The following is a 13,832-nucleotide window of genomic DNA, read 5'->3' as shown; positions in this document are numbered from 1 at the left end:
ATCCGACCCCGGGGTCGGATCCTGTTCCATCGGAAAGGGCTCTGGCCCCATCCACGCATGGCGTGGATGGACCTGAATCAACGCGGCGCCACGTACCCGCCCGGCACGCCTTCCGGCGACAGCACCAGCTGCCATAGCTGCGCATGCCGGCAACGGAAGGTGGCCATCGAGCCGGCCAGGTAGAACCGCCACATGCGGCGGAAATGCTCGTCATAACGGGCATCCAGCTGCGGCCAGGCCGCTTCCACATTCCGCCGCCAGGCCTGCAGGGTCAGATCGTAGTCGGTGCCGAAGTTGTGCCAGTCCTCCAGCACGAAGCGTCCTTCGAACGCCTTGCTGATCTGCAGCGCCGAAGGCAGCATCGAATTGGGGAAGATGTAGCGCGCGATCCACGGATCGGTGCGGTGCCGGGAGATGTTGGTACCGATGGTGTGCAGCAGCAGCAGGCCGCGCGGCGACAGGCAGCGCCGGGCCACCTCGAAGAAGCTGGCGTAGTTCTTGTCGCCGACATGCTCGAACATGCCGATCGAGAAGATCGCATCGAACGGCTCATCCAGTTCCCGATAGTCCTGCAGGCGGATCTCGATCGGCAGGCCGGCACACAGCTCGCGGGCGAAGTCGGCCTGCTCCTGCGAGATGGTCACGCCGACACCGCTGACGCCATAGCGCTCGGCAGCGAACTTCAGCGCTTCGCCCCAGCCACACCCAATGTCCAGCACGCGCTGGCCCGGGCGCAGCCCCAGTTTGCGGCAGACCAGGTCGAGCTTGGCCTCCTGCGCGGCGTCCAGATCGCCGGCACTGCGCCAGTAGCCACAGCTGTACACCAGGCGCTGGCCGAGCATGGCCTGGTAGAGATCATTGCCAAGATCGTAGTGGCGCCGGCCGACCTCGTAGCTGCCCTGCCCGCTCTGCAGGTTGAACAGCCGCGCTTTCAGCGCATCGGCCACTTCGCGCCAACCATGCACCCGTTCGTCCAGGTGCGCCTGCATCAGGTGGACAAGGAATTCATCCAGGACGGTGGCATCCCACCAACCGTCCATGTAGCTCTCGCCGAGGCCGAGCGAGCCGTGTGCCATGACCCGCGCGAAGAAGCGCGGGTCATGCACCTGGATGTCCTGTGGCTGGGTGCCGCCGATGCGGACCCCGGCTTCGTGCAGCAGGCCGGCGACCCGCTCCTGCAACCCTGTATCCACCCCACGTCCTCCACTGCGGTCAACCGCGTGCGAACAGCTCCACGTAGTCCTTGGCCACGTGCGGCAACACCACCGCCGCCGGTACGTCAGCGGTCTGGGTGCCGTCCGAGTATGGACCCACCTGGTACGGCGGGAACACAAAGCGCAGCGCGGTGATCTGCCCCTTGTCGTCGGTCAGCGGCTGGAACTGGCTGAAATTATCGGCCTGCGGGCCGGTCCCGTCGGCGATCATGCGCGAGGCATTGCGCAGCGATTCCTGCAGCTGGGCCGGGTCCATGTCTTCGCCACTGAGGCGGGTGGCCACGCGCTCGCGCAGCTGGTCGGCGACGAAATCACTGATCGCTTTCCAGCCCTTGGCGTCGGGCACCAGCTTCTCGGCACTGAGCATCTGCTGCTGCTGAGGCAGCCACACGAAGCGCGCCACCAGCGGCTCGCCGTGGGCGCCACCGGTATAGCGGCTGCCATCGGCGCTGACCACCACCAGCTGCGGGGTTTCCAGCAGCTTCTCAAAGCTCAGCGACAGTTCGTAGGGCATGGTCGGCTTGTCATTGCCCAACCCATCCAGCGCCTGCTGCAGGTCGCTGCGCGCACTGGTGGCATAGCCCTGCAGCGCGCGCGCCAGCCCCGGGTAGCGATCGATGCCGGCCGGGTAGCTGATACCCACCACTTCGCGCTCGTTGTTCTCGATCACGTCGCGCAGATCCAGCGGCGCTTCCGCGGCCGGCGTTTCACCCGCCGCGGTGGCCTCGGCGGCAGGCGCCGCGTCGGTCGCCGGAGCCGGCTCGCTTTCGCGCTGGCAGCCGGCCAGCAACAGCACGCCCACCACGCCGGCCAGCACGCTGATGTGCAGTGGCCGGTTGTTTCCAATCTTCATCGGGATCCCCTGTTCATGTTTGTCCATCATCGCCTGCCCTGGCTGAAGCGTGGCCCGCTGGCGCTCAGCCCACCAGCAGGTCGTGGTACTCCTCGTGCCGCTGCAGGAAGGCTTCGGCATAGGAACACGCCGGCACCACCTTGTACTTCTGTTCGCGGGCAAAACGCAGCGCGACGCGGGTCAACTCGCCGGCAATGCCACGGCCAGCGATCGGCTCGGGCACTTCGGTGTGGGTGATGACCATGCGCCTGCGCTTGATCTGGTAGTCCAGTACCGCCAGCTGTCCTCGCACACGAGCGGTGAAGCGGTGGTTGGCCAGGTCGTGCTCGACCTCGTAGGCCAGACCGGGGGGCGTGACCGAAGCCATGGAACTGTCTCCTGCGGCGACTGCGTGGATGGTGCGCAGCCGGGCGCCATGATCGCGTGAAGCCTGAACAGGGGCAAGTCCAGTCCGTTCACGTCACTTTTCGACCCTCAAGCTGGAGCCGGGGCGGCCGCTATCGCCTGTGGAGGGGTCCGGCCTGGCTGGCACGGCCCTTGCGAACGTTGATCACGTGCACCCCGCGGAGGCTTTCATGCACCCCAGCGACACCCATTCGGACACCGACCACGCCCTGCTCGAGGGGCTGCTGCAACTGGCAGTGGAAGGGCAGACCGAAGACCAGGATTTCCAGCGCATCGGCGAGGAAGTGTTCGCCCGCCTGCTGGACACCTACGGCCAGCAGACCCGGGCCTGACCAGCAACCAGGTCCCTGCCCCGGGGTCGGATCCAGCGGATCCGACCCCAGCCCCTCAACCGCCGCCGAGGCGGAAGGTCGGGTTGGACAGTTCGCGCAGGAAGTGGCTGAAGATGCTCGGCTGCATGGCCAGCATGAAGATCACGCCGAACGCCGCGCCGGCCAGGTGCGCACTGTGGTTGATGCGGTCACCGCCACGCTTGTCCATCCAGATGCTGTAGCCGACATAGAACGCGGCGTAGATGATCGCCGGTGCCGGGATGAAGAACACCAGGATGATCGACCACGGCTTGATCAGGATGAAGGCGAACAGCACCGCCGATACCGCACCGGACGCCCCCAGGCTGAGGTAGTTCGGGTTCTTCTGGTTCTTCAGGTAGCTGGGCAGGATCGAGACCAGCAGCGCGCCGATGTAGAACGCCGGATAGGTCAGGTAGCTGCCGGTCAGCTGCACCATCACGCTCTCGATGAATCCCCCGAAGAAGAACAGGGTGATCATGTTGAAGATCAGGTGCGACCAGTCGGCGTGGATGAAGCCATAGGTCACCAGCCGGTCGTACTGGCGGTGACGGTCGATGGCCGGCGGCCACAGGATCAGCCGGTCGGCCAGCTTGCGGTTGTTGAACGCCATCCAGGACAGGATGGCGGTGATGGCGATCAACAGCAGATTGACAGGGGTCATCTCAGGCTCAGGCGCTGCGGTAGTTGTCGACCATACGATAGCGTTTTGCATACCAACCGAACGCCAACGCCGCGATGAAGGCAAAGCCGGCGAAGAAGAACATCAGGAAGGCGGCCTCGCTCAGCCCGGTACTGGCAATCTGGTGGGTCACCGCATCGTTGCGCACCGCCGCGTTGGACAGCAGCACCCACAGGTTGCCGATGGTGGTGGTCAGGTTCCAGAAGCTCATCACCACGCCCTTCATCGCCTGCGGCGCCTGGCTGTAGGCGAATTCCAGGCCGGTGGCCGAGACCAGCACCTCACCGAAGGTCAGCAGCGCATACGGCAGCATCTGCCAGAAGATCGACATGGCGTTGCCACCGTCCATGATCACCTGGATGCCGCCGACCACGATCCAGGCCAGGCCGCTGAAGGCGATGCCGGCGGTCATGCGGCGCAGCGCGGTCGGCTCGAAGCCGAAGCGGCGCAGCGCCGGGTACAGCACCAGATTGTTGAACGGGATCAGGATCATCACCAGCAGCGGATTCAGCGCCTGCATCTGCGAAGCGGTGAACCAGCTCGGCATCTGCATCTGCTGGCCCTGCAGCACCCAGGTCGAGGCCTTCTGGTCGAACAGCGAGAAGAACGGCGTGGTCAGCGCGAAGATCACCAGCACGCGCAGCACCGAGCGCACGCCCTCCACCGCCTCGGCCGGATGCTGGCCGCGGGCGCGGTCCAGCTGCAGCCAGGTGCCGCCGCCGATGCCGGCCAGGATGGCCACCAGCGCCAGGCACAGGCAGATCACGATGCCCAGCGAACCGACCAGGCCGAACGAGGCGGCGGCCAGCACCAGACCGGCAATGGCCATCACCAGGCCCGGACGGCCCTGGCCGGCCACGCGCGCGGTCAGCGCGGTGCGCACCACGTTGGCGAACGAATGCGGATCCTTCGGCGGCAGCGGCACCAGCACGTAGCGCTTGCGGCCCAGCCAGAACACGAAGGTGGCCACGAACATCAGGATGCCCGGGATGCCGAACGCCCACTGCGGGCCCCAGTTCTTCAGCACCAGCGGAATCAGCAGCGAGGCGAACAGCGAACCGAAGTTGATGATCCAGTAGAAGGCGTCGAAGACGATCTTGGCCAGGTGCTTGTTGCTCTGGTCGAACTGGTCACCCATGAACGAAGCCACCAGCGGCTTGATGCCACCGGCGCCGAGCGCGATCAGGCCCAGGCCGAGGAAGAAGCCTTCGCGGCTGTTCTCGAACAGCGCCAGGCACAGATGGCCGGCACAATAGACCAGGCTGAACCAGAGAATGGTGTGGTACTTGCCGAAGAACCTGTCGGCCAGCCAGCCACCGAGCAGCGGGAAGAAATACACGCCGATCATGAAGCTGTGCATGATGTCCTTGGCTTCACCGGCACGGCCTTCGGCTGTGATTTCCTGCAGCAGCAGCGAGGTGATCAGGAACTGCACCAGGATGTTGCGCATCCCGTAGAAGCTGAACCGTTCGCAGGCCTCATTGCCGATGATGTACGGGATCTGGCGCGGCATCTTTCCCTGGCCGGCGATGGGGGCGACTGCGTCGTGGCTCATCCTGTAAGGCATTCCTGCAAAGCGAAAGGCGCAAGATTACCGGAACCCGGGCTTGCGAGGCACGCTGCAGGGCTGCATGACAACGGTGGCAATCCATGGCAGGCGACGCCGACCCTGCCGGAAGTCACGGCACCTGCACGACAAAAGCGTAAACTTATCGTTATGCGCCCCCTCCCCCCCGCCCGCCTCCTGCTCAGCTGCCTTGCGCTGGTGCTGGCGTTGCAGGCGCAGGCGCGTCCACAGGCGCCAGCCAGTGCTGCCACTGATGCAGAGCCCCGCCAGCTGACGGTGGCCGCCCTGGAACTGCCCAGCCGCGACGACGCGCAATGGAAGCTGCGCCGCGAGCAGGTCGCGCAGCTGCTCACCGAACTGCAGCCGGATGTGATCTCGGTGCAGCAGGTGCTGCAGCAGCAGGGCCGCAACCCGGCCTGCTGGCTGGCCAGCCGGTTGCGCTACAGCTGCGACTTCGTCACCGCCGACCCGCCCAGCCAGTCGCTGCGGCATGGCAACGCGATGCTGACCCGGCTGCCGGTCAGCGAAGACGGAGTCACCCTGCTGCATCCGCCTGGCACCTTCAGCGCCGCCGGCATGATGCGCCTGAAGCTGGGCCAGGCGCTGGTGAACATCTACGTGGCGCGGCTGCGCCCGGACCCGGACGAGGCGGCCGCCCGTCAGCATCAGACCAGCGATCTGATGACCTGGATCGGGGCCACGGCCGAAGGCATGCCCAGCCTGATCGCCGGTGATTTCTCGGCAACCACGGTGGAACTGGTGCGCAGCACGCCCGGCTTCCAGCCGGCCCGGCGCAATCCCGGCGGCCGCCCCGAAGCACCTGCGGCCAGTGGTGGCGGCGCCAGTGGCCACGGCCTGGACGTGCTGTTCCAGGTCAAGCACTTCGGTGGCATCCGCCAGCAGCCGATCCTGCTGCCGGCCGACGGTGACCTGCCCGGCCTGCGCCTGGGCGTGATGGCAACCCTGCGCCTGCAGGGCGATACGGCCACCGCAGAATAGGTAGTACCGGCCGCTGGCCGGATCCCCCGGCACCACACGGATGCCGGCCAGCGGCCGGCACTACCCAATGACTGCTGCAACAAAAAGGCCGGGGTCTCCCCCGGCCTTTTCATTTCATCCAGTGACGCAGATCAGGCGATCGCTTCCTGGTAACGGCGCTCGACTTCGTTCCAGTCAATGACGTTGAAGAACGCGCCGATGTATTCCGGGCGACGGTTCTGGTACTTCAGGTAGTACGCGTGCTCCCACACGTCCAGGCCGAGGATGGGGGTATTGCCTTCCATCAGCGGGCTGTCCTGGTTGCCGGTGCTTTCGACCACGACCTTCTTGTCCGGGGTCACGCTCAGCCAGGCCCAGCCACTGCCGAAGCGGGTCAGGGCGGCCTTGGTGAAGGCATCCTTGAACTTGTCGAAGCCCCCCAGGTCCTTGTCGATGGCCTTGGCCACGTCGCCCACCGGGTTGCCGCCGGCGTTCGGCGCCATCACCGTCCAGAACAGCGAATGGTTGGCGTGGCCACCACCGTTGTTGCGCACCGGGCCCTGCAGGTTCTCCGGCAGCGACTTGAGCTTCTTCACCAGTTCTTCGACCGGCAGGTCAGCGTACTCGGTGCCTTCCAGCGCCGCGTTGACGTTGTTGATGTAGGTCTGGTGATGCTTGGTGTGATGGATTTCCATCGTCGCCGCATCGATATGCGGTTCCAGCGCGTCGTAGGCGTAGGACAGCTTGGGCAGGGTGTAGGCCATGATGCATCTCCTGATAGCGAGGGCACCCGACGGTGTCGGGCGGTGCGCGGTGAATGATGGGGACAGACCGCCAGATTACCAAGGGGGATGTAAAGGAAATTGCGTCCTGCCGGTGAGCATCCCGACAATTGTTACGCAGCAGTGACGCGCCGCCCTCCTCATTCACCGTGCAGCGCGCAGGCGCTACAGTGCGTGCATCACCCTCGCCTGCCCCCGCCCATGCGCAACCCCCGGCTGCTGATCACCGCCATCGCCCTGCTGCTGCTCGGCCTGGTCGTCAACCACTTCATGCAGCGGCCACCGGCGCCGCAGTTCGCACCGGACCTGCAGGGCGCGCCCGCCGCGCGTGCACCGGCGGCGCGCAGTACCGGCGACGCCAGCGGGCTGCCGGCGTTCCTGCCCGCCGAGGCACGGCAGACCATCGCCCTGATCCAGCGCGGCGGCCCGTTCCCACATCGCCAGGATGGCAGCACCTTTGGCAACCGCGAGCAGCAGCTGCCGCAGCGTGCGCGCGGCTACTACCGCGAATACACCGTCGATACGCCCGGCGCACGCACCCGTGGCACGCGCCGCATCGTTACCGGTGGCGATCCGCCGGAGGCGTGGTACTACACCGATGACCACTACGCGTCATTCCGCAGCTTCACCGTACCGGCCCAGGGAGCGCAGTGATGAGCCATGATGATTTCGGCCTCGGCCTGCATGACATCAACAATGCCGGCGTCTACGCCATCGACAGCGAGGACATCGGCGCGCTTGCCGCAGCGATGCGCGATGCCGGCCTGAAAGTGATCCGCATCGATCTGGAAGGCGTGACGGACAAGCGCACGTTGCTGGCCCGGCTGGCCGCGCAGCTGGATTTCCCGGCCGGCTTCGGCGGCAATTGGGATGCCTTGTCGGACAACCTGCGCGACCTGCAGTGGCTGCCGGCCAACGGCTATGCATTGTTCCTGGCCGACGTGGACGCACTGCGGGCCACCACGCAGAAGGACTTCGACACCCTGCTGGAAGTGATGGATGAAGCCAGCCGCGACTGGGTCGGCCGCGACGTGCCGTTCTGGGTGTTCCTGTCGCAGAGCGCGTAGGCGCAATGCCCTGGTAGAGGCCGGCCCTGGTCGGCATGGGCTGGTGCCTTGGTAGAGGCCGACCTTGGTTGGCGCTTCTGTGCCAACCAAGGTTGGCACCTACCAGAGCCCGCCATCGCGACGACCACACCCCGCGATGGAAACAGGCGTGGACAACGGCAGCCGCTAGCGGCTTCCGTTGTCTTCCTGCAGTTCCTTCTTGAACGGGATGTCCGGCGGCGGACGCGCCACGGCCGGCTGGTCCTGCATGTTCGGATCACTCAGGCCGCAACCGCCACCGGCCTGCAGGATCGAGATCACGCAGGAAATCCGCGTGCTGGTGCCCGGTAGCGGGATCTCCATCGTCTGGATGCCCTTGCGCACCCACTCGGCCAGCAGCGATTCCTGCGGCACCCAGTATTTGTCGAACGAGGTGGGGGTGTAGTCGTACGGCGGCCGCTTCAACCACGTGCCCGACTGGGCGATGCGCTCCCGGCTCCAGCCATCATTGGCACCGCCCGGCGCGCCGCGCTCGGCATGACCCTCACCGTCCTGCCCCGGTACACGCACGCTGCCATCGGCATTGAACAGGCCATCTCCCTTGCCTGCGCTGCTGGCCTGGCGGGCACCGCTGGCGGCGCCATCACGGTTGCGGCTGGACGCGCCCCAGTCATCGCCCTTGGCGGGGGTGGCCCAGTTGCCCGGCGTTGGCGCAGGGCGCGCGCCTGCCTGGCCGGGTGCGGTGCTGGGCACCGACGCTGCCGATGTCCGGTTGCTGGCCTGCGCCGCACTGCCGCTGGCCGCCGGCATAGCGGCCGGCGCACTGCCACTGGAGGTGGAAGGCGACGCTGCCGGCGCCGACGCGACGGCGCGCTCGCGCACCTGCACCTCGCGACCTGCCGGCGCACGCACCGCCGGCACGCGGCCGGCCACGTCCGCCATCCGCACCTGCGGATCGACCACTGCCTGTACCTCACGTTCGCGCACCTGCACGTCGCGCTGCGGTACGCGCACCTGCACATCAGCCGTGCGCAGCGGCTGCGGTGCAACCGGCGCATCCACCGCGCTGACCTCGCGTTCCTGCACCTGGATCTCACGCACCTGCGGCGCGCGCACCGCGACCTCCGGCGTCCGCAGCGGTGTCGGGGTGGGCGGCGCCTGCACCGGCTGCACGCTGCGCTCGCGCACCACCGGCGTGGCGTCGCGCGGCACGATGCTGACCTCGGTACGTGGCACGCTGACCGGAGGCACCACGAAATCGCTGCTGGCTTCGGCCACGGTGGTGGCCTGCACCGGCGAGGGCGGTGGAGCTGCCAGCGGCGCGGGTTCGGCAGTGGCAGGCGGCACGGACTGGCTGGCGGTGGGTGCCGCTGCTGGCGCGGGCGCAGGCGCCGATGCTGCGGCCGGACGCGGCTCGGGCGCGGTCGCCGCGCCCGCGTCATGGCCCGCCGCAACCTGACCGGCCGGCGCGGCCGCAGCCGCTTCAGCGCCGGGCTGATCGCCGCCGCCTTCCTGGCTGGCGCGGCCGACGAATTCCACCTGCACGCGCTCGCCCTCGGCGCCCTCTTCGTCCGGCGCCGTGGTGCGGATCACCGCCACCCACAGCAGCAGAATGAAGAACAGCAGATGCAGCAGCGCACTGGCCAGCGCGGAGGTCCAGCGCATCCAGCGCTGGTCCCGCGGCGCGGCATCCCAGTCCTGCCAGAACAGGCGGCGCAGGGCCTGCCAGGGCGACAAACGCGGCAGCCGGCCCGGCGGGCCCGGCAGCGGCCGCGGCAGCAGCACCGCGATCACCTCACGGGCGTGCAATGGCCTGGGCAGCGGACCCAATGAGCGCAACCACAGCGCCCAGCCATACGGCAGGCGCGTGGTCTTTTCGAGGATGGCGCCTGGCTGCTGGCGCGCCAGCAGCAGGTCGATGAGTTGCTCGGCCCGGGTCAGAGGCACGCGTCGGCGATCAGGCGGCGTTGCCGCGCGGAATGTACGGCGCGTGGCCGCTGTCGTGGTCGGTCGCGTCGCGCACAGCGGTCACGCCCGGCACGCGCCCCATCAGGGTCTTTTCGATGCCCTGCTTGAGGGTCACGTCGGCCATGCCGCAGCCCTGGCAGCCGCCACCGAAGCGCAGCAGCACCACGCCTTCGGCCGAGACTTCCTGCACGGCCACCTTGCCCCCATGCGACGCCAACTGGGGATTGATCTCGTTTTCCACCACCCAGTGCACGCGCTCGACCAGCGAGGCCGCATCGCCGGGCGCTTCGCCCTTGATGCGCGGTGCCTTGATGGTCAGCTGCTGGGTGCCGGCGCTGCCGGCGACGATATCGATCTCGGCGCCGTCGAGCCAGCCGACGCTGCCGGCATCGACATAAAGGGTGAAGCCATCGCAATCCACCGCCCACTCGTCGCCAAGCAGGTCGGTTGGCTCGGCGAACTCCAGCCGGGCGTCGGCGCGCGGCGTACCGGGATCGACGGCACTCAGGCGCACGCCCATGCCGGGCACGCCCTCGCGTTCGATCAGCTTGCGGAAGTGGGTCTGGGCAGTGTCGGAGATCTGGATCATCAGGCTATTCTAGCCAAGTCAGCGTCGGCCGCTCATTCGGTTTATACACCGTCCGGCGCATTGTTCAGTCAACACGAGGTGGAGGAACCCATGTCCGACCTGATTCCGCTGGCACAGGCGCACTGCGTGCCGCGAAAGGGCAGCGACCACAAGCTGGGCGAGGCCCGCCTGGCCGAGCTGCTGCCGCAGGTGCCGGGCTGGGAGCTGGCCGAGGCCGGCCAGGCGCTGGTGCGCACCTTCCGGTTCAAGAACTATTACGAAACGATGGCCTTCGTGAACGCGCTGGCCTGGATCGCCCACCACGAGGACCACCACCCGGACCTGGGCGTGCACTACGACCGCGCCGTCGTGCGCTATTCCACCCACGACGTGGGCGGCCTGAGCGAGAACGACTTCATCTGCGCGGCAAAGACTTCGGCCCTGACGGAGCAACTGCCATGAACGTACGTTTGCTGAGCCTGTCCCTGATCGCTGCGACCGGCCTGGCCGGCTGTGGCCCGTCCGAACCGCCGGCACCGCCACCGACGCCGCCGACCGAAGTGGCCGCGGTGAAGACGCCGCCGCCGCAGTACCCGCTCGAACTGGCCTGCATGGGCGTGGGCGGCACCAGCACCTTCAAGGTGACCATCGGCACCGACGGCAAGCCCAGCGAGGTTGCCCTGCTGACCGGCGCTGGCAATCCGCAGCTGGACGAGCTGGCCAGGACCGCCGTGCAGGGCTGGCAGTTCAATGCCGCCACCCGCAACGGCCAGCCGGTGCCGGCCACCATCCAGGTGCCGGTCAGCTTCAATCCGCCGCAACCGAAGCCCGACCAGTGCTTCGCAATTGAAGAACGCCTGCGCCGCGGCGGCTGATCGCGCACTCCGACGAGGCCAGCCGACGCCCGCCTCGCCCTCGCCGCCCCGGCCCTGCCCGGGGCGGTTGTCTGTCAACAGGACCGCGTCGGTAGATGCTGCAGATTCCCACCGAAAACATCTGGATCGCACTGGCGGTCACCCTTGCGGCCGGCCTGGCGACCGCCATCGGCAGCCTGATGGTGCTGTTCTCGCGGCGGCCCAACCCGCGCCTGCTGGCCTTCGGCCTGGCTTTCGCCGGTGGCGCGATGGTCTATGTGTCGCTGTCGGAAATCCTCAACAAGTCCATTGCATCGTTCGCGCTGGCCTATGGCGAGCGCACCGGCTTCACCTACGGCACGCTGGCATTCCTGCTGGGCGTGGTGGCGATCGTGCTGATCGACCACTTCATTCCCAATCCGCATGACAGCCTGGACAAGCAGGACCCCGCGTTCCGCGAGAACAGCCGCGAGTACCTGAAGCGCGTCGCCCTGCTGACCTCGATCGCGATCACCGCGCACAATTTCCCGGAAGGCCTGGCGACCTTCTTCGCCACGCTGGAAAGCCCGTCGGTGGGCATGCCACTGGCCTTCGCCATCGCCATCCACAACATTCCCGAGGGCATCGCGATCGCGGTGCCGGTGTACTTCGCCACCCAGAACAAGTTCTATGCGTTCAGTGCCAGCCTGCTGTCCGGCCTGGCCGAGCCGGTGGGCGCGGCACTGGGCTACTGGTTGCTGTCCGGATCGCTGTCGCACGCCACCTTCGGCTGGGTGTTCGGGCTGATTGCCGGCGTGATGGTGTTCCTGGCGCTGGATGAGCTGCTGCCAGCGGCCAAGCGCTATGCCAAGGGCCACGAGACCGTATACGGGCTGGTGGCCGGCATGGGCACATTGGCGATCAGCCTGGTGCTGTTCAAGTGGTGAGGGGTTGCCGGCCAACGGGCTGAGCCCCCTGGCGGCTGGCGGAGCGAGATGCCGGGGTTGGGCCGGGCGAGGTGGGTTTGCGGGGGACGCGGTAAACCCATCCATGGGGGCTTGAGCGCGCCATCCATGGCGCTTACACCCCCGCAAACCCACCTCGCCCAGCCTCTGACAGGCTATAGGCGTGCCAGCCGCGCGATGAAGGAATGAGAAAGCGAAGCCCGCGCCGTGCGCGTGAGTCGAGCGTGGCTCGACTCCACCCGGGCCGCCGCGCGGCCCGGGTCTGCTTTTCTTTTGATGTTCCGTGGCTGACGCGCACGCGGTCTGTCGAAGGGCGGCCCGGATGGGTTGGCGGGGGTGTCCGCGGCATGGATGCCGCGGCCAAGCCCCCAAGGACGGGTTCACGGCGTCCCCCGCCAACCCATCCGGACCGACCAAAACCGGAATCCCGCTTTGGACGCCAGCCGCGAGGGGGCTGCGCCCGTTGGCCGGTCAGCCCCGCAGGGGCTACTTCAGCCGGTCCAGCGCCTCGACCAGCTCCTCGGCCAGCGGCGCGTTCAGCACGTACGGGGTCTTGCCATCATCCAGCGCGAACTCCAGCGATGCCGCATGCAGGAACAGCCGCTTCAGCCCGATCTGCTCACGAAGCCGCTTGTTGACCGCCGGATCGCCGTACTTGTCGTCACCGGCCACCGGATGACCCAGATGCTGGGCATGCACGCGGATCTGGTGGGTGCGACCGGTCTCGATGCGCACTTCGCAATAGGAATGACCACCGCGGCGCTCCAGCACCCGGAAGTGGCTGATCGATTCCTTGCCGATCGCGTTGACCTGCACATGGCGCTCGCCGCCCTGGCGCAGGCCCACGTGCAGCGGCGCATCGACCGTCATCACGCCATCTGGCATGCGCCCGGCCAGCAGGGTCAGGTAGCGCTTGCGGATGCCGGCGCCGTGGTCTTCACGCAGCAGGGCCTGCAGTTCGCTCAGCGCCGAACGCTTCTTGGCCACGATCAGCAGGCCGGAGGTGTCGCGATCCAACCGGTGGACCAGCTCCAGGGTCTGGCCCGGGCGCAGCGCCCGCAGCGTCTCGATGGCACCGAAGCTGATGCCGCTGCCGCCATGGCTGGCCACGCCGGTGGGCTTGTTCAGCGCCAGCAGGCGCGCATCCTCGAAGACGATGGCCTGCTCCAGCCGGCGCATGAACGCCTCGGGCGGGCCCGCCTTGTCTCCTTCCTCCGTGAGACGGACCGGCGGCACACGCACCTCATCGCCCGCCTCCAGCTTGCGTTCGGCCTTGGCGCGGCCGCCATTCACGCGGACCTGGCCGCTGCGCACCAGCTTGTAGACCAGGCTGCGCGGGGCGCCCTTGAGCTGGCCCAGCAGGAAATTGTCCAGGCGCTGGCCGGCACGGTCCTCGGGAACGGTGATCATGCGCACGGAAGGCTTGTCGCCGGCTGGCTTGGTGGGGTCTGAGGCAGTCATCTGGCTGTTTATTCTGTTACACTCGGGGGGCGAGATAAGGGATTGATTTCGTTGGAAGTTACTCAGGGCCAGAAGCCCAGCTTCCGACGAATCCGGCACAGTGCGCGACCACCGCCCGCGGGGCGGCCATGTTAGCGGCTCACCGGCCTTCCCGGCCATC

At 67.5% G+C, this 13,832-nt stretch carries 16 protein-coding genes; 7 read left to right on the top strand and 9 right to left on the bottom strand.

Features of this window, described 5'->3' with window-relative positions:
- Positions 1-77 precede the first annotated feature (77 nt).
- The 3 genes from cfa to LZ605_RS01060 are packed head-to-tail and all read right to left on the bottom strand — an operon-like array spanning position 78 to position 2,434.
- Positions 78-1,193 (bottom strand): cyclopropane fatty acyl phospholipid synthase, encoded by a 1,116-nt coding sequence (cfa, locus tag LZ605_RS01070; protein ID WP_249843511.1) that lies wholly within the window; start codon positions 1,191-1,193, stop codon positions 78-80.
- Positions 1,194-1,212: 19 nt separating this feature from the next.
- Positions 1,213-2,094 carry a DUF3298 and DUF4163 domain-containing protein gene (locus tag LZ605_RS01065; RefSeq protein ID WP_249843510.1) on the bottom strand — a complete coding sequence of 294 codons (882 nt, stop codon included), beginning with the start codon at positions 2,092-2,094 and terminating at the stop codon, positions 1,213-1,215.
- A 37-nt stretch (positions 2,095-2,131) separates the two neighbouring features.
- Positions 2,132-2,434 (bottom strand): GNAT family N-acetyltransferase, encoded by a 303-nt coding sequence (locus LZ605_RS01060; RefSeq protein ID WP_006455911.1) that lies wholly within the window; start codon positions 2,432-2,434, stop codon positions 2,132-2,134.
- A 208-nt stretch (positions 2,435-2,642) separates the two neighbouring features.
- On the opposite strand from LZ605_RS01060, the gene LZ605_RS01055 reads away from it, so the two are divergent.
- Positions 2,643-2,804, top strand: coding sequence for a hypothetical protein (locus LZ605_RS01055; protein ID WP_181358714.1), 162 nt, complete (start codon positions 2,643-2,645; stop codon positions 2,802-2,804).
- A 55-nt stretch (positions 2,805-2,859) separates the two neighbouring features.
- Here the strand turns inward: LZ605_RS01055 and LZ605_RS01050 are convergent, their stop codons facing one another.
- Complete coding sequence (locus LZ605_RS01050) at positions 2,860-3,486, bottom strand: rhomboid family intramembrane serine protease (protein ID WP_107230927.1); 627 nt, start codon at positions 3,484-3,486, stop codon at positions 2,860-2,862.
- A 7-nt stretch (positions 3,487-3,493) separates the two neighbouring features.
- Positions 3,494-5,059, bottom strand: coding sequence for an oligopeptide:H+ symporter (locus tag LZ605_RS01045; RefSeq protein ID WP_249843509.1), 1,566 nt, complete (start codon positions 5,057-5,059; stop codon positions 3,494-3,496).
- Positions 5,060-5,221: 162 nt separating this feature from the next.
- Between LZ605_RS01045 and LZ605_RS01040 the strand changes: the two genes are divergently transcribed.
- Positions 5,222-6,070, top strand: a complete 849-nt coding sequence (locus LZ605_RS01040) for an endonuclease/exonuclease/phosphatase family protein (protein WP_249843508.1) — start codon at positions 5,222-5,224, stop codon at positions 6,068-6,070.
- Positions 6,071-6,201: 131 nt separating this feature from the next.
- Here the strand turns inward: LZ605_RS01040 and LZ605_RS01035 are convergent, their stop codons facing one another.
- Positions 6,202-6,813: a superoxide dismutase gene (locus tag LZ605_RS01035; RefSeq protein WP_005410310.1), complete on the bottom strand. Its 612-nt coding sequence runs from the start codon at positions 6,811-6,813 to the stop codon at positions 6,202-6,204.
- Between the two features lie 219 nt (positions 6,814-7,032).
- On the opposite strand from LZ605_RS01035, the gene LZ605_RS01030 reads away from it, so the two are divergent.
- Both LZ605_RS01030 and LZ605_RS01025 read left to right on the top strand, forming a co-directional pair.
- Entirely contained in the window at positions 7,033-7,485 is a 453-nt protein-coding gene (locus tag LZ605_RS01030) for a ribonuclease domain-containing protein (protein WP_249843507.1), read from the top strand.
- Entirely contained in the window at positions 7,485-7,898 is a 414-nt protein-coding gene (locus tag LZ605_RS01025; RefSeq protein ID WP_249843506.1) for a barstar family protein, read from the top strand. Before LZ605_RS01030 ends, LZ605_RS01025 begins: the two co-directional genes overlap by 1 nt.
- 165 nt (positions 7,899-8,063) lie before the next feature.
- Here the strand turns inward: LZ605_RS01025 and LZ605_RS01020 are convergent, their stop codons facing one another.
- Together LZ605_RS01020 and LZ605_RS01015 are read right to left on the bottom strand one after the other, a co-directional pair.
- Entirely contained in the window at positions 8,064-9,824 is a 1,761-nt protein-coding gene (locus LZ605_RS01020) for a hypothetical protein (RefSeq protein ID WP_249843505.1), read from the bottom strand.
- A 10-nt stretch (positions 9,825-9,834) separates the two neighbouring features.
- On the bottom strand, positions 9,835-10,434 hold the full coding sequence (locus LZ605_RS01015) for an NfuA family Fe-S biogenesis protein (protein WP_005410314.1): 600 nt from the start codon (positions 10,432-10,434) through the stop codon (positions 9,835-9,837).
- A 90-nt stretch (positions 10,435-10,524) separates the two neighbouring features.
- On the opposite strand from LZ605_RS01015, the gene LZ605_RS01010 reads away from it, so the two are divergent.
- From LZ605_RS01010 to zupT, 3 genes are all read left to right on the top strand, one after another.
- A complete protein-coding gene (locus tag LZ605_RS01010) occupies positions 10,525-10,875 on the top strand; it encodes a 4a-hydroxytetrahydrobiopterin dehydratase (RefSeq protein WP_107230933.1) in 351 nt (116 codons plus the stop codon).
- Complete coding sequence (locus LZ605_RS01005; RefSeq protein WP_249843504.1) at positions 10,872-11,288, top strand: energy transducer TonB; 417 nt, start codon at positions 10,872-10,874, stop codon at positions 11,286-11,288. Before LZ605_RS01010 ends, LZ605_RS01005 begins: the two co-directional genes overlap by 4 nt.
- Before the next feature lie 95 nt (positions 11,289-11,383).
- Positions 11,384-12,193: a zinc transporter ZupT gene (zupT, locus tag LZ605_RS01000; RefSeq protein ID WP_249843503.1), complete on the top strand. Its 810-nt coding sequence runs from the start codon at positions 11,384-11,386 to the stop codon at positions 12,191-12,193.
- A gap of 504 nt (positions 12,194-12,697) precedes the next feature.
- Here zupT and LZ605_RS00995 read toward each other — a convergent pair.
- Positions 12,698-13,672, bottom strand: coding sequence for an RluA family pseudouridine synthase (locus LZ605_RS00995; RefSeq protein WP_249843502.1), 975 nt, complete (start codon positions 13,670-13,672; stop codon positions 12,698-12,700).
- Between the last annotated feature and the right edge of the window lie 160 nt (positions 13,673-13,832).

The sequence above is a fragment of the Stenotrophomonas maltophilia genome (assembly GCF_023518235.1).
Lineage (GTDB): Bacteria > Pseudomonadota > Gammaproteobacteria > Xanthomonadales > Xanthomonadaceae > Stenotrophomonas.
Note: the sequence above shows the minus strand (reverse complement) of the source record. Positions and strands in the feature narration are given on the sequence as shown.